The 19,522-nt window shown below is 66.0% G+C and carries 20 protein-coding genes; 11 read left to right on the top strand and 9 right to left on the bottom strand.

Annotated features, from left to right (window positions below; all coding sequences use genetic code 11):
- Window positions 1-676 precede the first annotated feature (676 nt).
- Window positions 677-1,000, bottom strand: coding sequence for an H-NS histone family protein (locus tag FA87_RS13540; protein ID WP_036111342.1), 324 nt, complete (start codon window positions 998-1,000; stop codon window positions 677-679).
- A 192-nt stretch (window positions 1,001-1,192) separates the two neighbouring features.
- Between FA87_RS13540 and FA87_RS13535 the strand changes: the two genes are divergently transcribed.
- The gene (locus FA87_RS13535; protein ID WP_052191358.1) at window positions 1,193-2,098 is read left to right on the top strand and encodes a hypothetical protein; all 906 of its coding nucleotides are present in this window, start codon (window positions 1,193-1,195) and stop codon (window positions 2,096-2,098) included.
- 67 nt (window positions 2,099-2,165) lie between these two features.
- Here the strand turns inward: FA87_RS13535 and FA87_RS13530 are convergent, their stop codons facing one another.
- Complete coding sequence (locus FA87_RS13530) at window positions 2,166-3,866, bottom strand: proline--tRNA ligase (protein WP_036111345.1); 1,701 nt, start codon at window positions 3,864-3,866, stop codon at window positions 2,166-2,168.
- A 59-nt stretch (window positions 3,867-3,925) separates the two neighbouring features.
- On the bottom strand, window positions 3,926-4,339 hold the full coding sequence (locus tag FA87_RS13525) for a DUF4124 domain-containing protein (protein ID WP_043695238.1): 414 nt from the start codon (window positions 4,337-4,339) through the stop codon (window positions 3,926-3,928).
- Between the two features lie 159 nt (window positions 4,340-4,498).
- On the opposite strand from FA87_RS13525, the gene pssA reads away from it, so the two are divergent.
- The 3 genes from pssA to rimI are packed head-to-tail and all read left to right on the top strand — an operon-like array spanning window position 4,499 to window position 6,235.
- A complete protein-coding gene (gene pssA, locus FA87_RS13520; RefSeq protein WP_043695236.1) occupies window positions 4,499-5,290 on the top strand; it encodes a CDP-diacylglycerol--serine O-phosphatidyltransferase in 792 nt (263 codons plus the stop codon).
- Complete coding sequence (locus tag FA87_RS13515; RefSeq protein ID WP_043695233.1) at window positions 5,290-5,754, top strand: hypothetical protein; 465 nt, start codon at window positions 5,290-5,292, stop codon at window positions 5,752-5,754. Before pssA ends, FA87_RS13515 begins: the two co-directional genes overlap by 1 nt.
- 7 nt (window positions 5,755-5,761) lie before the next feature.
- Window positions 5,762-6,235: a ribosomal protein S18-alanine N-acetyltransferase gene (gene rimI, locus FA87_RS13510; protein ID WP_036111354.1), complete on the top strand. Its 474-nt coding sequence runs from the start codon at window positions 5,762-5,764 to the stop codon at window positions 6,233-6,235.
- Between the two features lie 6 nt (window positions 6,236-6,241).
- On the opposite strand, the gene FA87_RS13505 is transcribed toward rimI, so the two are convergent.
- Window positions 6,242-8,725, bottom strand: a complete 2,484-nt coding sequence (locus tag FA87_RS13505; RefSeq protein WP_043695230.1) for an FtsX-like permease family protein — start codon at window positions 8,723-8,725, stop codon at window positions 6,242-6,244.
- Window positions 8,722-9,408 carry an ATP-binding cassette domain-containing protein gene (locus tag FA87_RS13500; protein ID WP_036111359.1) on the bottom strand — a complete coding sequence of 229 codons (687 nt, stop codon included), beginning with the start codon at window positions 9,406-9,408 and terminating at the stop codon, window positions 8,722-8,724. Before FA87_RS13500 ends, FA87_RS13505 begins: the two co-directional genes overlap by 4 nt.
- On the opposite strand from FA87_RS13500, the gene FA87_RS13495 reads away from it, so the two are divergent.
- The 3 genes from FA87_RS13495 (at window position 9,407) to FA87_RS13485 (ending at window position 11,884) form a co-directional block, all read left to right on the top strand.
- The gene (locus FA87_RS13495) at window positions 9,407-10,018 is read left to right on the top strand and encodes an arylesterase (RefSeq protein ID WP_043695227.1); all 612 of its coding nucleotides are present in this window, start codon (window positions 9,407-9,409) and stop codon (window positions 10,016-10,018) included. The genes FA87_RS13500 and FA87_RS13495 overlap by 2 nt on opposite strands.
- A 118-nt stretch (window positions 10,019-10,136) precedes the next feature.
- Entirely contained in the window at window positions 10,137-10,865 is a 729-nt protein-coding gene (locus FA87_RS13490; RefSeq protein ID WP_043695224.1) for a response regulator transcription factor, read from the top strand.
- A 26-nt stretch (window positions 10,866-10,891) separates the two neighbouring features.
- Window positions 10,892-11,884: a HAMP domain-containing sensor histidine kinase gene (locus FA87_RS13485; RefSeq protein WP_036111369.1), complete on the top strand. Its 993-nt coding sequence runs from the start codon at window positions 10,892-10,894 to the stop codon at window positions 11,882-11,884.
- 46 nt (window positions 11,885-11,930) lie between these two features.
- Here FA87_RS13485 and FA87_RS13480 read toward each other — a convergent pair whose 3' ends face one another.
- Genes FA87_RS13480 through FA87_RS13470 form a run of 3 tightly spaced genes read right to left on the bottom strand, consistent with a single transcriptional unit; the run spans window position 11,931 to window position 15,383 of the window.
- Window positions 11,931-12,512 (bottom strand): response regulator transcription factor, encoded by a 582-nt coding sequence (locus FA87_RS13480; RefSeq protein ID WP_043695221.1) that lies wholly within the window; start codon window positions 12,510-12,512, stop codon window positions 11,931-11,933.
- Window positions 12,509-13,789, bottom strand: coding sequence for an ATP-binding protein (locus tag FA87_RS13475; protein ID WP_239709097.1), 1,281 nt, complete (start codon window positions 13,787-13,789; stop codon window positions 12,509-12,511). Before FA87_RS13475 ends, FA87_RS13480 begins: the two co-directional genes overlap by 4 nt.
- 58 nt (window positions 13,790-13,847) lie before the next feature.
- Window positions 13,848-15,383 carry an oligopeptide:H+ symporter gene (locus tag FA87_RS13470; RefSeq protein ID WP_036111376.1) on the bottom strand — a complete coding sequence of 512 codons (1,536 nt, stop codon included), beginning with the start codon at window positions 15,381-15,383 and terminating at the stop codon, window positions 13,848-13,850.
- A 285-nt stretch (window positions 15,384-15,668) separates the two neighbouring features.
- Between FA87_RS13470 and FA87_RS13465 the strand changes: the two genes are divergently transcribed.
- The 4 genes from FA87_RS13465 to FA87_RS13450 all read left to right on the top strand — a co-directional run bounded on the left by FA87_RS13465 (window position 15,669) and on the right by FA87_RS13450 (window position 18,161).
- Window positions 15,669-16,043, top strand: a complete 375-nt coding sequence (locus tag FA87_RS13465; RefSeq protein ID WP_036111379.1) for a diacylglycerol kinase — start codon at window positions 15,669-15,671, stop codon at window positions 16,041-16,043.
- 68 nt (window positions 16,044-16,111) lie between these two features.
- On the top strand, window positions 16,112-16,762 hold the full coding sequence (locus tag FA87_RS13460; protein WP_036111381.1) for a LemA family protein: 651 nt from the start codon (window positions 16,112-16,114) through the stop codon (window positions 16,760-16,762).
- On the top strand, window positions 16,762-17,661 hold the full coding sequence (locus tag FA87_RS13455) for a YgcG family protein (RefSeq protein WP_043695218.1): 900 nt from the start codon (window positions 16,762-16,764) through the stop codon (window positions 17,659-17,661). Before FA87_RS13460 ends, FA87_RS13455 begins: the two co-directional genes overlap by 1 nt.
- Before the next feature lie 5 nt (window positions 17,662-17,666).
- Window positions 17,667-18,161: a TPM domain-containing protein gene (locus FA87_RS13450; protein ID WP_342633158.1), complete on the top strand. Its 495-nt coding sequence runs from the start codon at window positions 17,667-17,669 to the stop codon at window positions 18,159-18,161.
- 582 nt (window positions 18,162-18,743) lie between these two features.
- On the opposite strand, the gene FA87_RS13445 is transcribed toward FA87_RS13450, so the two are convergent.
- Window positions 18,744-19,004, bottom strand: a complete 261-nt coding sequence (locus FA87_RS13445; RefSeq protein ID WP_043695213.1) for a hypothetical protein — start codon at window positions 19,002-19,004, stop codon at window positions 18,744-18,746.
- Window positions 19,005-19,522 lie beyond the last annotated feature (518 nt).

Here is a 19,522-nt window from a genome sequence, read left to right as displayed (position 1 = left end):
TCGCCTGCGGCTACCGGCCTCGAGGGTCACCCCCGCCGTCTCTTTGGTGTACCGAGGTGGGTTGGTGGTCGAGCGGGGTGTGGCTTCTTCGCTTCGTTGGCTTTTCGCGCGCAGGGCGCGCTCCTACAGGCCGCCATGTATCCCCCCATTGCGGTCGCCGTGCGGTAGGAGCGAACCCTGTTCGCGAACCCTCACCCCGGCTAAGGCGAACGAGGCCATCGGAAACAGGCAGGCGAGCGGTCCCAGCCACGAAGCGAGCCGCGGCTCGACCCCACGCTGCCTCAGTCCCCGAAAGAGCCGGCGGGTGCCACCCTCGCGTCCGGTAGCCGCAGGCGAGGGCTCCGACTGGAAGAGGCCGCGAGAGCGGGGCCGGTCAGGGATGACCGGCCGTTTTCGGGGAGGCAGGGACAGCCGACTCGAAAACCCCCAGTCGGAGCCCGACCCGGCCGAAGGCCATTGAAAGACGGCCGCGGAGCGGCCCTTCCTTGAGGGGTCGCCGCAGGCGTGGACGCGAGGGTGGCGCCCGCCGGCTCTTCAACGCGACACTACACGCCGCGACAAAACCAAACGCGAAGGCGCAAGCCGAGCCCCCGCTCCAACAAACATCTCGCCAACTCGCCAAAAAAAAGGCCTCGCATTCGCAAGGCCATTTTTCTGGTTTATGTCGGCATGTAAATCACACCAGCAGATCGCTTTCCTTTTTACCGGCCTTCAGCGCGTCATTGAACCAGCGCGGACGCTTGCCGCGTCCCGACCAGGTCTGTTCCTCGTTATCCGGATTACGGTATTTGGCAGCAACCACCGTGCCGGCGCGTTTGGATTTCGGGGCGCGGGCGCCGAAGACGTCGTCGAAGGTGAAACCTTCGGCGCGGATCAATTCATTGATTTTGTCGCGCAGTGCGGAAACTTTTTCCCTGCGCAGCTCGGTTTGGCGGGACTGGGCCTTGGCGATCAGCTCGTTGAGCTGATTGTGGCTGAGGTTCTTGATATCGACGGCCATGGGCATTCTCCCTGTTCTGGTTTCACAGTAAATCGACGTATTAATCGATGCGATTAATTTCACACACGCTCGGGTCGGAATTGTGAACCAAGTGGCGGAATAATGGCAGCTTACCGTGGGACTCTCAGCGCAATCGGAGCCGATTATCGGAATAACCCTACAGCGGCGCCGTTCACTGGAATGGAATAACTCATGTCCATCATTAGCATTGGCGTACGACGTGTTGCCCTCGCGGTCGCCCTGGCCGGCGGTATGAGCCTTTCCGCGCCGGGTATGGCGGAATCCGCCGTGTACGGCGGCGGCCCGTTTTACAGCGGCGGTACGCCCGTCATGGATGATCTCCGGGCATCGGGATTCACGACAGTCATGCTGTGGAGCGTGCATGTGGATACCAACGGCGACCTGCACCTCAACGATGAGCCCCTCATCAGTGACGGCAACTACGTTGGCCCGAACACGGGCTGGTCAGCCGAGCTGGCGACGCTCAAGCAGGCGCCGACGTCGGTGAACCGGATCGAGGTGTCGATCGGTGCCGGTGGTACGACGGACTTCGAGAGTATCCAGGCGCTGGTCAACGGTACCGGAGCGGGAGCGGGTACGGGGCCGGACAGCATCCTTTACCGTAACTTCCAGTTGCTGAAACAGATCACGGGCGCGGACGCGGCGAATTTCGACGATGAGAGCGCCTACGATCTGGCGTCGGCGACAGCCTTCGGTCAGATGCTGGCGGGGCTCGGTTACAAGATCACGTTCGCGCCTTATACCAATCGCAGCTTCTGGGTTTCGCTCAAAGCCAACCTGGGCAGTGCCGTGGACAAGATCTACCTGCAGGACTACGCGGGTGGCACGGGCAACGATCCGGCGCAGTGGACGAGCGCGCTCGGCATGCCGGTGATTCCGGGGCTCTGGTCGAAGAACGGCACGGGCTGCAGCACTGGCGATTCGCCGGCGACCGTGCAGTCGAAGATGACTGCCTGGAAACAGAGCGCCGGTATCCCGGGCGGCTTCATGTGGCTGTACGACGATATCCAGAAATGCTCGGCGCCGGGCCGTACGACGGCGGACTACGCCAACGCGATCAATGCCGCCGTCCAGTAGAGGCGGCCGGTAACCGCGACGGGAGCGCGGCTCGTGCGCTCCCGTCGCGCCTGTCACGCAGGGACCATCACGCCTCGAGCAGGGCGAGCAGTTCTTCGCGCGTGATGTTGCGCGATTCGGCTTCTGTGCGGGCGCGATACTCGAACGTCCCGGCCTCGAGGCCGCGGCCGCTCACGACGATGCGGTGCGGAATACCGATCAGTTCCATGTCGGCAAGCATCGGACCGGTACGGAGACCGCGGTCGTCGAATGCGGTGTCGATGCCGGCCTGCGACAGTTCCTGATAAAGCGACTCGGCCGCCTCGGTGACGACGGGATCGTTCTTCGGATTGATGACGCAGACCACCACGCGCCACGGCGCCATGGCGTCGGTCCAGATCATGCCGGCGTCGTCGTGGCGCTGCTCGATGGCGGCGGCGACGATGCGGCTGACGCCGACGCCGTAGCAACCCATGTACATGGTGGCCATCTTGCCGTTGTTGTCGAGCACGCGCGCGCCCATGGCTTCCGCGTACTTCTGGCCGAGCTGGAAGATATGACCGACCTCGATGCCGCGGGCCAGACGGATCGTGCCCTTGCCGTCCGGGGATGCGTCGCCTTCCACCACCTTGCGGATGTCGGCTACGCGGTTGATGCGGGCATCGCGCTGCCAGTTGGCGCCGGTGAAATGGGTGCCGTCCTGATTGCCACCGCACACGAAGTCGGCGAGCACGGCGGCGCTGCGGTCGACGATGACCGGAATGGAGTCGGGCAGGCCGACAGGGCCGATGAAGCCCGGGCGTGTGCCGGTGGCGGCGAGAATCTCCGCTTCGCTGGCCAGTTCGGAATCGTCCGGCAGCTCCGGCAGGTGGGCGGCCTTCACTTCATTGATGTCGTGATCGCCGCGCACGACGAGCGCGACCAGGCCTTCCAGGCCGCGAACGAGGATGGTCTTCACCGTCTGCGAAGCGGGCACGCCGAGGAATGCGGTGATCTCGTCGATCGTGCGCTGCGTGGGCGTATCCACGCGGGTGAGCTCGGCCGACGGCGCGGGACGCTCGATGGCCGGTGCCAGCGCTTCGGCTTTTTCGATGTTGGCCGCGTACGACGAACCGTCGGAGAACGCGATGGCGTCTTCGCCCGAGTCGGCGATGACCTGGAACTCGTGGCTGGCGCTGCCGCCGATGGCGCCGGTGTCGGCGTCGACGGCGCGGAATTCCAGGCCCAGGCGGGTGAAGATGCGCGAATACGCGTCATACATGACCTGGTAGGTTTCGCCAAGCGATTCCGGGGTCAGGTGGAACGAGTAGGCGTCCTTCATCAGGAACTCGCGCGCACGCATCACGCCGAAGCGCGGGCGGATCTCGTCGCGGAACTTGGTCTGGATCTGGAAGAAGTTGAGCGGCAGCTGCTTGTAGCTCTTCAGCTCGTTACGCGCGAAGTCGGTGATGACTTCTTCGTGCGTGGGGCCGTAGCAGAACTCCTGCTCCTTGCGATCCTTGATCTTCAGCAACTGGCCGCCGAATTTCTCCCAGCGGCCGGTTTCTTCCCACAGCTCGCGCGGCTGCACCGAAGGCATGAGCACTTCGATCGCGCCGGCGCGGACCATTTCCTCGCGGACCACGGCCTCGACCTTGCGCATCACGCGCAGGCCCAGCGGCGACCAGGTGTAAAGGCCGGACGCCAGCTTGCGGATCATGCCCGCGCGCAGCATCAGCTGATGGCTGGCGATTTCCGCGTCGGCGGGGACTTCCTTGACGGTGGCGAGATGAAACTGGCTGAGGCGCATGCGGGCGATTCGTCGGGAGTAAGACGTCGATTATAGGTGCAAGCCCCAGCCAGCGCCGATCACTTGCAGTAAAGCGTCATCTGCGCCTGCGTGGTTTCGATCTGGCGTTTCTTCCCGGCGTCGTCGAGCTGCTGGGAACCGCCCTTGCCGTCATCGACGGAGATGACCTGTTCCTTGCCCAGCACGTCCATGTTCTTCCGCAGCTGGTCGCAGAGCCTGGCGCGGTTGGCCGGGTTGTCGGCGACCTGGGTGCCGGGTGCGGGAGGCGCGGCTTCCGGCTTCGCCGGTGCGGCGGGGGCCGGTGCCGGTGCCTCGACCGTGCCGCTGGTCTTCACCTTCTCGTATCTGGCGTTGTTCGGCGGCGGCGTGTCCGCGTAATGGGTGACGCCCTGAGCGTCCTTCCACTTGTATGCCTGGGCCAGCGCGAGGGGGCAGGCCGTGACGAGGAGTGCGAGGACAAGGCAGCGGCGCATGCGTGATTCCGGCAGGTGGTTGGAAGGCGCAAGAAGTATCACCGGGCCCCGTGCCACGCAAGCGACCCCTGTCCCGGTTTCACGCACCGCGGCACCGGCGGCGGCCTGACGCATCACGGCGCCTGGGCTACACTGGCGGCCCATGTCACGGAATGGCCCATGAGCGATCCGATCCAACCCCGGGGGCCGCGTCACCGCGGCATCTATCTGCTGCCGAACCTTTTCACCACGGGCGCGATGTTCTCGGGGTTCTACGCGATCGTCTCCGCGATCGGCGGGGACTACCAGACGGCCGCTCTGGCCGTGTTCGTCGCGGCGATCCTCGACGGCATGGACGGCCGCGTCGCCCGCATGACCAACACGCAGAGCGAGTTCGGCGTGCAGTACGACTCGCTGTCCGATCTCGTCAGCTTCGGGCTGGCGCCCGCGCTGGTGCTGTATACCTGGTCATTGTCATCCCTGGCTGATTACGGACAGGTCTGGGGCAAGATCGGCTGGGCCGGTGCCTTCATTTACGCCGTCTGCGCGGCGCTGCGTCTTGCCCGCTTCAATACCCAGGTGGGCGTGGCGGACAAGCTCTACTTCCAGGGACTGGCCAGCCCGGCGGCGGCCGCCCTGTGCATGTCCTTCGTCTGGACCATGGTCAAGTTCGACGTGCCGGGGCCGACGGTAGCGTTCTTCGCGTTGCCCATGGCGGTGATCGCCGGACTGCTGATGGTCAGCAACGTGCGCTATTACAGCTTCAAGGCGTGGCCCAAGGGTGACCGCGTGCCCTTCATCTGGCTGATCGCCGCGGTGCTCATCGTGGTGCTGTTGCTCATCGACACCGCGCGCGTGCTCTTCGCCGTCGCGGTGATCTACACGATATCGGGTCCGGTGATGACGCTGTGGGGCCGTGCGGCCCACCGTCGTCGGGTGGGTCGCCATGCCCGGGCGCCGGGAGGCAGCTGATGGCCGCGATGCCCGCCCGTCACGCGCGACTGCTCAAGGTCATGGGTGTGACCCCATGGCGCCTGCGTGTCACGGAAGCCGTGGAGCCGTCGCCGTTCGAGCCGGCCAACGACCCGGTCGATGGTGGGCGCGTGGCCTGCGTCGTCGTCCTGCCGGCGGGATGCAGCGAGCGCGAAATGGAACTGCTCGGTCGCGCCCTGCGCGCCTTCGGCGCCGTTACCGCGCGTGCGGCGCGGCTGGAGGTCGGGCCCAACGGCCTCGAGCACGTGCCGGTCGCCTCCGCGTATCTTGTTTTCGGCGATGCTCAGGCGCGAGCCCTGGGCCATCAGTTGCCGGCCGCCGCGCTCGCCGCGGCACAGATCGTCCTCGTCGACCCACCGTCAGCCATCGTGTCCGATGCGGCCGCCAAACGCCGTCTCTGGAACGGCCTGCGCGCTCTGGGCCGCGCGTTCGCACGGAGCTGAGCCCGCCATGGTCGCCGTCGCCCGCCCGTCCACCGAAGTCCGCGCGATGCGTCGCGACGACCTCGATGCCGTCGTGGCGATCGAGCACGCGTCCTACCCCTTTCCCTGGAGTGCGGGCATCTTCCGCGACTGCCTGCAGGCCGGTCATAACTGCTGGGTGATCGTCCACGAGGGCGACATCGCCGGGTACGGCATTCTCTCGGTGGCCGCAGGCGAAGCGCATGTACTCAACGTCTGCATCGGTGACGCCTGGCGCGGCCTCGGTTACGGCCGCCGCATGATGCGACGGCTGCTCGATCTGGCCCGCTGGTACGGCGTGGAGCGAGTGTTCCTCGAGGTACGCCCCTCCAACCCCGTCGCCAGGGCGCTTTACGACTCGCTGGATTTCCACGAGATCGGACGTCGGCCCGGTTACTACCCTGCGGAAAACGGGCGCGAAGAGGCCATCGTGATGGCCTTCGACATGCACCGCCCGGACTGAGCCGACTCAGCCTTCCCGCAGCAGCGCCATCGGCGATGTGTTGAGCACGCGTCGCGTCCCGTACAGGCCGATCAGCATGACCACCAGCGCCGCCAGCGCGGCGGCGCCGATGAGCGGCCACAGCGGCGGCACGAAGTTTTCGATACGGAACACCGCCTGGCCGAGCCAGATGCCCGCGCCCGTGGCACCCAGCGCCGCCGTCAGGCCGGCGACCAGACCCAGCAACGCGAACTCGCAGGCCGCGGCCGCCCTCAGTTGCAGGCGGGTGGCGCCGAGCGTGCGCAGCAGAGCGGCTTCCTTCCGCCGCTCCTGTGCGCTCGCCGCCAAGGCGGCCGTCAGCACGAGCGCGCCCGCCAGCAGGCTGAAACCGAGTACCCAGCGCACGGCACCACCGACGCGGTCGACGATCTCGCGGACGCGGTCGAGCAGCGCATCCACGTCGATCAGGCTGAGGTTGCCGTAGTCGCGCGACAGCTTCGACAACTCATCCGCGTGGCCGCGGGGCAGATAGAAACTGGTCAGCCACGTGTGCGGAAGATCGGCCGCGTGGGCCGGATCGAGCATCAGGAAGAAGTTGACCCGGAACGAGCTCCAGTCGACCTTGCGGATGCTGGTGATGCGCGCGTCGAGGCTGCCTTCGCCCACCTCGAAACGAAGGGTGTCGCCGAGCTTCAGCTGGAAACGGTCACGCCACGACGTATCGACGGACACTTCGGCCTGCGCCGGCGAGGCGCCGGGCCATGCGCCAGCGACGATCTGATTCGACGGCGGGAGCTCCGCGCTCCACGAGAGGCGCAACTGCTGATCGGCCGAATCGCGGCCCTGCTGGTCGTCGAAGGTGAGTGTGTCGATCGACTTGCCGTTGATCGCGGTGAGCTTGCCCACGGCGAGCGGCATCATGTTGGTCCGGCTCGCACCCATGTGAGTCAGCGCGTTGGTGAAAGCGTCTCGCTGGTCGTCCTGCAGGTTGAGCGCGAACCAGTTGGGTGTATCGGCAGGCAGTTCGCGTCGCCAGCCGTCGAGCAGCGACGGAGCGATCACGGCGAGCAGGAGGAGGGCGCACAGGCCGAGCGACAGCGCGGTGGCCTGGATCAGCGACAGCCCGCGTCGGCGTGCCAGCGCCGCAAGGCCCAGACGAAGCGCGGGGTGCGCGCCGGGGGCGACGCGGCGTGCGATGACCAGCAGCAAGGCCGAAAGCAGCGCGGCGACGACGGCGACGCCGCTCAGGCTCGCCGCGAGGATGCCGGCCAGTCTGGCCGAATCGCTTTGCACCCACACCAGCGCGATCGCGGTCAGCAGCGGGATGAGGTACAGCACGTCGAAGCGGCGGACGCGTCGCTGCATCGACTCGCGGAACACGGCGACCGGCGGCACTTCAGCGAGGCGCACGAGCGGCGGCAGCGCGAAGCCGGCGAGCACGGCCAGGCCCATCGCGGCGGCGGCAAAGACCGGTCCCAGCGGCAGGGTGGTCGGAATGTTGTCGAACAGCTGGCGCGCGAAGTACCACGCGCCCTGGGCGAGGCCGACCGCAATCAGCATGCCCACGGCGGCGGCGGGCAGCGCCAGCGCGGTCAGCGTGCTGACCAGCAGCGCGACCACGCGTCGGCGCGGCGTGCCGAGCGCGCGCAACAGCGCGACTTCGGACGCCTTGCGTCGTGCATAGCGCGACGATGCCAGCGCGATAGCGACACCCGCGAGCAGGGCGGAGAGCAGGGCGGTCAGGCGCAGGAAGGCGCTGGCGCGATCGAATGCCGAGCGCATGCGCTCCTGCATTTTCTCCGGTGTGATCAGGTCGGCGCCCTGGGGCAGGGCGTTCGCTTCCAGCGATGTGCGCCATGTGGCGACCGCCGCCGGCGGACCCGAGACCAGCAGCCGGTGACGGGCGCGACTGCCGACGGACAGGAGCCCGGCCTCCGTCGCGTCGTCGAGATTCATCAGCGCACGCGGCGCGAGAGCGAACAGTTCACCGCCGTCGGGCTGGCGGACGAGTTCGGCGCTGACGCGAAGGTCGCGTCCGCCCACCTGGACGGTCTGGCCGGCGTGGATGCCGAGGCCGACCATGGCCCGGTGATCGAGGAAGAGTTCGCCGCGTCCGGGGCCGTGGGCACTGCGGCCCTTGCCGTCGGCACCACGGACTTCCAGCGTGCCGCGCAGCGGGTAAGCCGCATCCGTCGCCTGGACATCGAGCAACTGGCTGTGTTCGCCCACAAAAGCCACGCTGCGAAAGGCCGCGCCGCGCGATGCCGTGAGGCCATCGTCCTGCGCCGAACGGAGCATGGGCTCAGGCAATGGCGCCGGCGCGGATACGCCCAGATCGCCACCGATCAGTTCGGCGGCGCTCGCGAGGATGCCCCGCTCGATGCGGGTGGACAGCGTGGCGACCACGCCGAGCGCGATGACGGCAAGCACCAGCGACGCGGCGAGCGTGCGCAGTTCGACCAGATGCCACTCGCGGCGCAGCGTACGCAGGGCGAGCCGTGCGACGTTCATGCAGGAACTCCGAGGCGGCCTTCATGCAGTTCCGCCGAGCGGGCGCAGCGCGCCGCCAGGCGGGGGTCGTGGGTGACCAGGATGAGCGTGGTCGCATGCTGCCGGTTCATTTCGAAGAGCAGGTCGCCGATGTGTTCGCCCGTGTGCTGGTCGAGATTGCCGGTAGGCTCGTCGGCAAACAGGATTCGCGGCCGGTGGACGAACGCGCGTGCGAGCGCCACGCGCTGCTGCTCGCCACCTGACAGCTGCGCGGGATAGTGCCGGCGCCGTGCGGCCAGGCCGACCGAGTCGAGTGCGGCGTGGGCGCGTTCCCGCGCCGAGTCGTCGCCTTCGAGCTCCAGCGGCAGCATCACGTTCTCTTCGGCCGTCAGCGCCGGGAGCAGATGGAACGACTGGAACACGAAACCGACCAGACGTCGGCGGATGGCGGCGCGAGCTTCTTCGTCGACCGCCTCCAGTGCCTGCCCGTCGATCCTCACACTGCCGGATGTCGCCACATCGAGACCGGCCAGCAGGCCGAGCAGGGTTGTCTTTCCGGAACCGGATGCGCCCACGATGGCGAAGCTCTCACCGGCGGCCACGCGGAGGTTGACCCCGGAGAGGATGTCGAGTCGTCCCTCCGGGCCGAAAACCGACTTGCTAACATCGGCCACTTCGAGAAGAACACGGGAAGAATCGCTCATGCGTCGTTGCCTGGTCCTGTTGCTATGGGTTTGCTGCGCCATCGCCTCCGCGGCGGATGCGCCACGTAAGGTGCTGGTGCTCGGGGACTCGTTGTCGGCGGCACACAACATTCCGGTGGATGCCGGATGGGTGCGCCTCCTCGACGCTCGCACATCGAAGATGGCGACGCCGTGGACGATGGTCAATGCCAGCATCAGCGGCGAAACCTCACTGAGCGGCCGGAATCGCCTGCCTGGCCTGCTCAAGGCGCAGCATCCCGGCGTGGTGGTGATCGAACTGGGCGCGAACGATGGACTGCAGGGCTTACCCCTGGGGCAGCTGGCGGCCAACCTCGACGCCATGATCGATGCGGCGAAGGGGGCGGGCGCCAAAGTCCTCCTGCTGGGGATCGAACTGCCGGTCAACTATGGCCCGCAATACCGCGACGGCTTGCGCAAGGTGTATGCGGACGCCGCGGCGAAGCACAAAGTGCCTCTGCTTCCCTTCCTGCTCGACGGCGTGGCGCTGGACCCCGGCCTGATGCAGGACGATGGCCTTCATCCGACGGCGAAGGGCGAGCCTCGCGTCGCGGAGAATGTGTGGAAAATGCTTACGCCGCTACTTAGGTAGACGACGCCACGTGCACGTCCTCGTACGCAAAATGAATGCTCATTTTCGGTCTTCACACGGTACTCACTGGTCCGGCCGTTAACTCTTCACATTTGTGAATCAGCGTAGGAGTGGAGCGATGAGCAACCGCGATGAACAGGCAGGCCTGATCCTTCTGGTCGAAGACAACCGCCAGATCGCCGAGATGGTCGGCGAGTTCCTCGAGCGCAGGGGCTATTCGGTCGACTACGCCGCGGATGGCGTCAGTGGCCTGCACCTCGCTGTTTCGAACAGCTACGACGTCATCGTGCTGGACCTGATGCTCCCGGGCATGGACGGTCTGGATGTGTGCCGTAAATTGCGCAAGGACGGCAAGAAGTCGACGCCGGTCCTGATGCTGACGGCACGCGATACCCTGGAAGACAAGCTGGTCGGCCTCGAGGCTGGCGCGGACGATTATCTGGTCAAGCCGTTCGAGGTTCGCGAACTGGAGGCCCGCCTTCGCGCACTGATCCGTCGCGACCGCCGTCAGGTCTCGTCCGAGGTGCTCAACGTGGGCGACATGACACTGGACACGGCCACGCTGCGCCTTACCCGCGGCGGGCAGGAACTGACCGTCTCTCCGATCGGCCTCAAGCTGCTCGCCATCCTCATGCGCGAATCGCCGCGCGTGGTCAGCCGCCGTGATATCGAGCGCGAGATCAGGGGCGACACGCTGCCCGATTCCGACACCCTGCGTTCGCACCTGTACAACCTGCGCCGCGTGATCGACAAACCGTTCGACCGTCCTCTGCTGCACACGATCCATTCGGCTGGCTACCGCCTGGCCGACCTGGATTCCGAAGTCGCCGCGTCGCAGACGGCATGAGGAACGTGCAGGACCAGGCATAGTCGATGGAAGGCAGCAAATCGCGGGGGACCACCCGGCGGGGCTCGTTCAAGGCCCGTATCGCGGTGGTCTTCACTCTGCAGACCCTCGTCGTGGTCATCGCTTCGGTGATGGCTGCGAACAACGTCGCGCCGATCGGCGCCGCGATCGCCATCATGCTCTCTTCGGGCGGCCTGGCGTGGCTGGCCGTGTCCCGCGAATGGCTTCCGGTCGCGGCCCTTGCCAAACTGCTCGATGGCTGGGATTCGGAACGGCCCGACATGGCGGCGCTGGATGAGCAGAAGGGCAGGAAGTCGGACGGCGACGTCTCCAAGCTCCTGCGCGGACTGCACGGTCTTGCTTCACGGCTCGAAGGCTACAGTGAACGCGAGCGCAACTTCACCCGTGACGCCAGCCACGAACTGCGCAGCCCGCTGACCGTCATCAAGATGTCCTCGGACATGCTGGCCGACGAAACCGATCTGTCGGATTTCGGCCACCGGTCACTGGAACGCATCCGCCGTTCGACCCGCGAACTCGAAGCGCTGGTCGAGGCTTTCCTGATCCTCTCGCGTGAGTCGGATCAGGGTCTGGCCGAGGAAGACTTCATCGTCAACACCGTGCTTCGCCAGGAAGTGGACTACGCGCGGGAGCTCATCGCGGGCCGTCCGGTGGAGCTGATCCTCGACGAACCGGCGACGTTCGCCCTGCATGCGTCGCCGCGGGTATTCGCGGTGCTCTGCGGACAGCTGATCCGGCATGCGCTTCAGCAGACCGACCAGGGCACGATCGTGGTCACCGTCATGCCGGGCAGCGTCAGCGTGATCAACCCCGCCGTCGACACGACGCCCGATCCGGGTACGCGTCGACATGCTTCGGTGAATCCGCACGGTTTCGACCTGGCGATCGCCCGGCGTCTTTCCGACCGCTTCGAATGGCCCCTCGAAACCCGATCGTTGCCGGGTGCGAGCCGTGTCTCGAGTGTCCGCTTCCCTAATCCACAAGCGGTCGAAGCGTAAGGCGTCGGCACGCGTTCCTGCCGCGCCACGATCGTCCCGCGTTAAATCACGTCTCGTCCGGCCGCTCGCGCACGGGGTGTTTGCTCAGCTTGCGCTGCAGCGTGCGTCGATGCATGCCCAGACGACGCGCCGTTTCAGAGATGTTGCCTTCGCATTCGGTCAGCACGCGCTGGATGTGTTCCCACTCCAGACGACGCAGCGGCAGCGGCGCGTCCGGCGCGTCGACCAGATCGTCGGCATCCATCGGACCCGAATCACCGTCCAGCAACGCGCGAACGACGGCGTCCGCATCCACCGGCTTGGCAAGGTAGTCGTGCGCGCCCCGCTTGATCGCCTCGACCGCCGTGGCGATGGACGCGTAGCCGGTCAGCAACAGCACGCGGATGTCCGGAACCAGCGACTGCAGTTCGGGAATCAGGCGCAGGCCGTTCTCGTCACCCAGCTTGAGGTCGAGAACGCAGTAGCGAGGCTGGTGGCGGCGGGTGAGCGCGCGCGCATCGTCCACGTTGTCCGTGGCGATGACCTCGAAGCCGCGCGAGGTGAGCGCACGCCCGAGCACGCGGGCGAACGTCGCGTCGTCATCGACGATCAGCAGGGGGCGGCCGCCGGGTTGGGCGATGTCGTTCATGTATGGTCTCCGATGACCGAAAGGGGAAGGCGCAGGCGCATCTGCGCGCCGTGGCCAGTGTTGCTTGCGGCAAGCTCGCCGTCGAGGCGTTCCGCGGTGGCTTCCGCCAGCGCGAGCCCGATGCCGAGGCCGGTATCCTTCTGCGACAGGCCGAGCGTACCCAGTTCGTCGAACTCGTCAAATCCCGGACCCTCGTCCGTGACGACCAGCTCCAGCCAGGGGCCGACGATGCCGATCGCCAGCGAGACCGCCGTACTCTCGTTCATGGCGGAGGCGTCCGCGGCGTTGTTGAGCAGGTTGATCAGGGCGTGGCGCAGCCCGGGCGGCGAGCGCAGCGCGACACGTCCGGCCCCGGGTTCGACGGACAGGCTGACTTCGGCCTCCGGCCGGAGCAGCTGAAAACGCTCCATGACGCCGTGGATGAACTGGTCGAGGGTGATCCGTTCGGGCACCTGGGACAGCTGCGCCTGGCCGAAAGCGACCATTTCGCGAAGGATGGTACGGCAGCGTTCTACCTGGCCGTCGAGCAGGTCGAGGTCGTCACCCAGCGCGTTGTCGCCCGCATGCTCGCGGCGGATCTCGGGAAGCAGGGTGCGCATGGTCGACAGCGGCGTATTGAGTTCGTGCGCGGCACCCGCGGCCTGCGTGGCGATGGCGAGGATGCCCTCGTCGCGCAGGGCACGTTCGCGCACGCGCTGCACTTCGCCTTGCTGCACGCGGATCGCCTTGGCCAGATTGCTGATGAAGACGCCGAGCAGGACCGCCATGATCACGAAGTTGACGCCCATACCCGCGACGTACAGGTCGAAATCCTGGGCTTTATCGCCCAGCGTCGGCAGCGGCAGGTGATAGGGCACCAGCAGCACATAGGCTACACCGGTCAGGATCGCCACCAGCGACACGCCGGCGATGGACAGGGCGGCCGCGGACAGCGCGATCGGTACCAGCAGCAGCGCGACGAACGGATTCGAGGCGCCACCGGTGAAAAAGAGCAGGTAACCCAGCACCAGCGTATCGGCGGCGATGTGCACGATGGCCTCGCCCTCGCTCACCTTCCACGGCATACCGAGGCGGAACGCGGCGGTGGCGGCGAAGACGGCCAGAATGCAGACACCGATCATCAGCGGCAGCAGCGGCACGTCGAGGCGGAGCAGGGTGACGCAGGAGAGGATGGCTACGCTCTGACCCGCGATGGCGCAAAGGCGGAGCCAGGCGAGCGTACGCGCTAGTGCGAAGGGACCGGAGCGGGACGATGGCGAATGCAGGGTGTCGCTCACGGGTTATCGATCTCGTTGCAGGAAGGAGGGCCGCCCGCGTGGGGCGGCCCTCACCGTTTTACAGGTCTTCGTTGTGAACCGGCGGAACCGGCGGCACGTTGGCCAGCGCGTGGTTCAACGACAGCTTTTTCATCAGCGGCAGCATGGCCACGGCGATGGCGACGCAACCCACGCCTACGAAGCCCAGCTTGTTGAACAGGCTGGTGTAGATGCGCAGCGATTCCAGTGGGTCGGTGATGTTGTCCGGGATGGCGGCATAGTTGGCCACCACGCTGCCCATGTACTGGGCCACGCCGGAGGCGACGTAGTAGGCGCCCATCATGAAACCGCCCATGCGTGCCGGCACGTAGCGCGCGATCATGGCGAGGCCGAGGCCGCTGACCAGGATCTCGCCCAGCGAATAGAAGCCGTAGCCCCACACCATGTACCAGGACGAGATCTTGCCGGCGATCGCGGTGGTGGCGCCCAGACCGTACATGAAGAAGCCGACGGCCACGGCGACGAAACCCAGGGCGAACTTGGCGGCGACCGGAAAGTCCTTCCCGCGACGACCGAGGGCGTTGTAGATCCAGACCAGGATCGGCGACAGAACCACGATCCAGATGGCGTTGAGCGACTGGAACTGCTCGGGGATCCACGTGAGGATGTGCAGGCCGAACAGGCTGAAGTCGAGGTCGACGTTGCGCTGCGCGAACAGGTTCAGCGAGGTCGACATCTGCTGGTAGAAGATGAAGAAGAAAATCGTCTGAATGGTCAGCACCAGTGCGGCGATGAGGCCGGCGCGCTCGCCGGTTTCGCTGGCGTAGATGAGGTACGCGAAAATGCCGAGGATGACGACGCCCGCGATATAGACACAGGCCTGCGCGACGCTCTGGTTCTGCAGGATGTACGACGACGCGGCGATGATCAGGATGCCCGCGCCGATGATGCCGAGCACGTTCTTCGCCACCGGCGGGTGTTCGTCCGGTGCCGAGCCGACGTGGGCCAGGGTGCGGCGCATGAAGAAGTAATTGATCAGACCGAGGATCAGGCCGATGGAGCAGACGCCGAACGCGGTGTGCCAGCCCAGTGCGTCGCCGTAGTGCTCGCCGACGTAGTCGCGGATCCAGGGCGTCAGGATCATGGAGATGGTCGAGCCGACGTTCACCGCCATGTAGTAGATGGTGAACGCGCTGTCGATCTTGACCTCGTCGCCTTCGTAGATCTTGCGCACGAGGTTGCCGGCGTTGGGCTTGAACAGGCCGTTGCCGAGGATGATCACGCCGAGAGCGACGTACAGGAAATAGGTGTTGTTGGTCGGAATCCACAGCAGCGCGTAGCCGACCATGAGCACGACGGCACCGGTCAGCATGGTGCGGCGGGTGCCGAGGAATTTGTCGCCGATCCAGCCGCCGATGGCGGGGGTCGCGTAGATCAGGGCGGAAGCCGCGCCCCAGACGAGATTGGCGTCGACATCGGGGAAGCCGAGCTTCTTCACCATGTAGGTGACCATCAGCACCTGCATGCCGTAGAAGCCGAAGCGCTCCCACATCTCGATGAGGAAGACCGTGCTGAAAGACTTGGTCTGTGAAACGGGCGGGTTCTGGGTTGCCATGTATTTTCCGGACGCATTGGAAACAGCGAACGGGCCCGTAAGCCCGCTCCCATCGCCGTGACCCTGAACGGAGTCACAACCGTTCAAGCGTAATACAAATGGTCCGCCCCGTTGTGTTGCAGCGCCAGAGGGGCGCGGCGATTCGCCACGGACAAGTCGGCCCCCGCCCCATCTAAGTCGGGCCGAAGCCGGGCTGTGGCATCATATGGGACTGACTCACAGCCCCAGGCCGGCTCCGTGCTCCCGACCCTCATCCTTCCGTCCGTTTTCGGAGCCTGACCCGTCATGGCGACCACCGTCCCGCGCGGGCCGCGGCAGATCTTCGCGGCTTTCCAGTGGTCCATGAAAGGCCTGAAAGCCTGCTACAAGCACGAGGCTTCGTTTCGGCTTGAGGTTTTTCTCGCCGTCGTGGTCATCCCGCTGGGCCTGTGGCTGGGGCAGGGCGGCGTGGAAAAGATCGTCCTGATCACCTTCCCGATCCTCGTCCTGTCGGCGGAGCTGCTCAATTCGGCGATCGAGGCCGTGGTCGACAAGGTCAGCCCGGAATTCCACGAACTGGCCGGGCGAGCCAAGGATATGGGGTCGGCGGCCGTGTTCCTGCTGCTGGTCATGGTCGCCGTCAGCTGGGCTCTGGTCCTGGTACCGCGCTACCTGGGCTGACTCGTCCACGCTTTTTCTTGCGGCTTTGGGTTAAGTTGTGCCCCGCACACCCCAAGGAATCCACCGCCATGAAAAACATCCTCCGCGCTTTCGCCCTCGTCACCCTGGCCGGATTCCTGTCCGGGTGCGGCTACAACGCTATCCAGCGTGAAGACGAAGGCGTCAAGGCGGCCTGGTCCGAGGTACTCAACCAGTACCAGCGTCGCGCCGACCTCGTCCCCAACCTCGTCAACACCGTGAAGGGCTACGCCCAGCACGAAGAACGCGTACTCACCGAGGTGACCAACGCCCGCGCGAAGGTCGGCTCGACCCAGATCACGCCCGAACTGGCCAACGATCCGGAAGCTCTGGCCAAGTTCCAGGCGGCGCAGGGCCAGCTCTCCGGCGCGCTCTCGCGCCTGATGGTCGTCAGCGAAAACTACCCGCAGCTCAAGGCGGACGGTTCGTTCCGCGATCTGCAGGCCCAGCTGGAAGGCACCGAGAACCGGATCACCGTGGCGCGCAACCGCTACGTGCAGGCGGTGCAGTCCTATAACGTGCTGATCCGTTCGTTCCCGAACAACCTCACGGCCAAGGTCATGGGTTACAAGGTCAAGCCGAACTTCAGCGTCGAGAACGAGAAGGCCATTTCCACAGCGCCGACGGTCGACTTCAACGCGGCACCGGCTCCCACGCCCGCCCAGCAGAACCCGGCCCCGGCAGCCTCGGCCGCTCACTGATGCGGCGGTTCGCGGCGCGGCTCCTGCTCGCCGTCTCCCTGCTGGCGCCGGCTGTCGCGGCACTGGCGGCGGACGACCCCGCGGTGCCTACCCTGTCGAAGCACGTCACGGACCTGACTGGCACACTTTCCGCCGATCAGGTCTCGCAACTCGATGCGCGTCTGACCGACCTCGAAAAACAGAAGGGCGCGCAGGTCGTCGTGCTGATGGTGCCGACGACCCAGCCGGACGACCTCGAGAGTTATTCGCTCAAGGTCGCCGAGACGAACAAGGTCGGTCGCAAGGGCACCGACGACGGCGTCCTGCTCCTGCTCGCCAAGAACGACCGGCGCGTGCGCATCGAAGTCGGCTACGGCCTCGAGGGCGCGCTGCCCGATGCCATCGCATCGCGGATCATCCGCGAGTACATGGCGCCGAAGTTGCGCACGAACGATTACTACGGTGGCATCACCGAAGCGCTCAACGCGATCACGCAGATCGTGCAGGGCGAAGCGTTGCCCGCGCCGGTCGCGCCGGACGAAAGCCACGAGCGACGTCGCGGCGGAGGCGGCAGCTTGTTGCTGCCATTGCTGTTCGGCGTACTGTTTCTTCGCGGCATCCTGGGCCGCGCGTCAATCGGCGTGCGCGCACCGGTGGGCGGCGTGATCACGGGTGGCCTCGCGTGGCTGTTGCTTGGCTCACTCCTTGGCGGCGTCATCGGTCTCGTCGCCGGCGCGCTGTTCATGGCCGTGCCCCTCGGTGGCGGCCGTGACATCGGCGGCGGTGGGTGGGGCGGTTTCGGCGGCTGGGGCGGTGGCGGTGGATTTGGCGGTGGCGGCTTCGGCGGGGGTGGCGGCGGAGGCGGCTTCAGCGGAGGCGGCGGCAGTTTCGGTGGCGGCGGCTCATCGGGGAGTTGGTGATGGACATGCAACGTATCGTTACCAACCTCTTCGGCGCGTGGTTCCAGATCGGGCGGCAGTTTCCGGCGTCGGCACTGGATGCGATCGCTAAGACGGTCGCGGCAGGTGAGGGCACGCATCGCGGTGAGTTGCGCGTGGTGATCGAGTCGCGTTTGCCGGTTTCCGCAGTCGCCTCGGGCGTCACCGCGCGCCATCGTGCCGCGATGTTGTTTTCGCATCTGCGTGTGTGGGACACCGAGGACAATTCGGGCGTGCTGCTTTACGTGCTGCTGGCGGAACACCGCATCGAGATCGTCGCCGACCGTGGTATCTCGCGCGTCGTCGCTCCGGCCGAATGGGACGCCATCACCGCGCACATGCGCGACGAGTTCGCCAACGGCCACTACCGCGAAGCCGTACAAACCGGCGTCGCCGAAGCCGGCGCACTCCTCACCCGTCACTTTCCCAGCGACGGCAAACCCCGCGAAAACCAGCTCCCCGACCGCCCGTTGGTCCTGTGACCAAACGTTCGAAGATGCCGTACCTGTAGGAGCCCGCCCTGCGGGCGAATAGCCAACGAAGCGACGAGAGGGTGCCTACGGGCTGGCTCGGCTCCGCCTTCGCGTTCGCTTCAAAGCCCGGCCTCGCGGCAGGGGGCGTCGCCGCCTGCCATTCCTGTCGCTAGGTCCTCCTACGGCCTTCGCCTTCGTGCGGAAACGCTCCAGGAACGCCAGACGCCGACGCCCCTCCCATCGGTGAGGTCGTTCGAGCGAAGGGCAACCGCGGGTACGTCCTCGCACCTTGTCCCATTCCAGCCGCCGTTTCTGTGATCCAAACGGTTGGGAACGCCGTACTTGTAGGAGCCCGCCCTGCGGGCGAAAAGCTTGCCTCGCGGCAGGGGGCGTCGCCGCCTGCCATTCCTGTCGCTAAGTCCTCCTCCGGCCTTCGCCTCCGTGCGGAATCGCTCCAGGAACGCCAGACGCCAACGCCCCTCCGAACGCTGACGCACCCCGGCTCGTTGTAGGAGCGAGCCCGCTCGCGAACCCTCAGCGCTCAACATGGCGAACGAAGCGTTGCATCCACCCGCGCCGGCGGTTCCAACATCACACCTTGTCCCACGCCATCTTCGCGTGCGCCCGCGCAGCGCACTGCACACCCATCGTAATCAACGCACCGACACCTCCCAGCGCAAGCAACGTGCGCTGACGCTCGGGAATTTCGTCCTCCTGCAGCGACTCCACGAGCAAATCCGTGATGCCCCGCGCGTACTGCAACAACTCGTTAGCGTCATTCAACAATGCGTTGACGCTCGCCTCGGGGTCGATACAAAAACTTCCTTCGCCTACCGTTCCAAACTTTTCCATAGTCATCTCCATGCATGCCGCACAAAGCCCCGCTCTGGTAGGAGCCAGCCCTGTTGGCGATTCACCCCGCCCCGAGTTGTGGCACGCCAAAACGCAAAGGCGTGCCACCATCGCTCGCACGATGAGCCTCATCGGCCTGTCCGTGACCGGACGCCGGGCGGTGTGTTCAAGAAGTGGTTCGCAACGCCAGTCGCTGTCTTGCGGCCACACGGCAACGCGCCGGATAGCTACGGCAAGAAAAAACTCAACCAGCAACGGCCGGCGCCGCGGTTCTTCAACCGTGTCTGCGAGATCGGCAGACGGCCCGGTAACCGTTGAGGGGAGTGCCGCCGGGAAGCGGCACGCGTGAGAATGCCTTAGTATTTGGCATAGCCATGGTCAACCTTCTGCGTTGATTAGGGTCAGCGGACCTTGTGGTGGTGGTACACCCCTGGTCCGCGCTCACCGCTTTGAGCGATGGTTGCCTGCGATGCGTGGATTGCGATCCCGCAGGCAACAGATACAAGCTAGCAAAAAAA

Source organism: Luteibacter sp. 9133 (genome assembly GCF_000800155.1).
Taxonomy (GTDB): domain Bacteria; phylum Pseudomonadota; class Gammaproteobacteria; order Xanthomonadales; family Rhodanobacteraceae; genus Luteibacter; species Luteibacter mycovicinus.
Note: the sequence above shows the minus strand (reverse complement) of the source record. Positions and strands in the feature narration are given on the sequence as shown.

What these genes read in the sequence shown, in the direction of transcription:
- FA87_RS13540 (WP_036111342.1), bottom strand. Translation starts at nt 1,000, where the DNA reads ATGGCCGTCGATATCAAGAACCTCAGCCACAATCAGCTCAACGAGCTG.
- FA87_RS13535 (WP_052191358.1), top strand. Translation starts at nt 1,193, where the DNA reads ATGTCCATCATTAGCATTGGCGTACGACGTGTTGCCCTCGCGGTCGCC.
- FA87_RS13530 (WP_036111345.1), bottom strand. Translation starts at nt 3,866, where the DNA reads ATGCGCCTCAGCCAGTTTCATCTCGCCACCGTCAAGGAAGTCCCCGCC.
- FA87_RS13525 (WP_043695238.1), bottom strand. Translation starts at nt 4,339, where the DNA reads ATGCGCCGCTGCCTTGTCCTCGCACTCCTCGTCACGGCCTGCCCCCTC.
- pssA (WP_043695236.1), top strand. Translation starts at nt 4,499, where the DNA reads ATGAGCGATCCGATCCAACCCCGGGGGCCGCGTCACCGCGGCATCTAT.
- FA87_RS13515 (WP_043695233.1), top strand. Translation starts at nt 5,290, where the DNA reads ATGGCCGCGATGCCCGCCCGTCACGCGCGACTGCTCAAGGTCATGGGT.
- rimI (WP_036111354.1), top strand. Translation starts at nt 5,762, where the DNA reads ATGGTCGCCGTCGCCCGCCCGTCCACCGAAGTCCGCGCGATGCGTCGC.
- FA87_RS13505 (WP_043695230.1), bottom strand. Translation starts at nt 8,725, where the DNA reads ATGAACGTCGCACGGCTCGCCCTGCGTACGCTGCGCCGCGAGTGGCAT.
- FA87_RS13495 (WP_043695227.1), top strand. Translation starts at nt 9,407, where the DNA reads ATGCGTCGTTGCCTGGTCCTGTTGCTATGGGTTTGCTGCGCCATCGCC.
- FA87_RS13500 (WP_036111359.1), bottom strand. Translation starts at nt 9,408, where the DNA reads ATGAGCGATTCTTCCCGTGTTCTTCTCGAAGTGGCCGATGTTAGCAAG.
- FA87_RS13490 (WP_043695224.1), top strand. Translation starts at nt 10,137, where the DNA reads ATGAGCAACCGCGATGAACAGGCAGGCCTGATCCTTCTGGTCGAAGAC.
- FA87_RS13485 (WP_036111369.1), top strand. Translation starts at nt 10,892, where the DNA reads ATGGAAGGCAGCAAATCGCGGGGGACCACCCGGCGGGGCTCGTTCAAG.
- FA87_RS13480 (WP_043695221.1), bottom strand. Translation starts at nt 12,512, where the DNA reads ATGAACGACATCGCCCAACCCGGCGGCCGCCCCCTGCTGATCGTCGAT.
- FA87_RS13470 (WP_036111376.1), bottom strand. Translation starts at nt 15,383, where the DNA reads ATGGCAACCCAGAACCCGCCCGTTTCACAGACCAAGTCTTTCAGCACG.
- FA87_RS13465 (WP_036111379.1), top strand. Translation starts at nt 15,669, where the DNA reads ATGGCGACCACCGTCCCGCGCGGGCCGCGGCAGATCTTCGCGGCTTTC.
- FA87_RS13460 (WP_036111381.1), top strand. Translation starts at nt 16,112, where the DNA reads ATGAAAAACATCCTCCGCGCTTTCGCCCTCGTCACCCTGGCCGGATTC.
- FA87_RS13455 (WP_043695218.1), top strand. Translation starts at nt 16,762, where the DNA reads ATGCGGCGGTTCGCGGCGCGGCTCCTGCTCGCCGTCTCCCTGCTGGCG.
- FA87_RS13450 (WP_342633158.1), top strand. Translation starts at nt 17,667, where the DNA reads ATGCAACGTATCGTTACCAACCTCTTCGGCGCGTGGTTCCAGATCGGG.
- FA87_RS13445 (WP_043695213.1), bottom strand. Translation starts at nt 19,004, where the DNA reads ATGGAAAAGTTTGGAACGGTAGGCGAAGGAAGTTTTTGTATCGACCCC.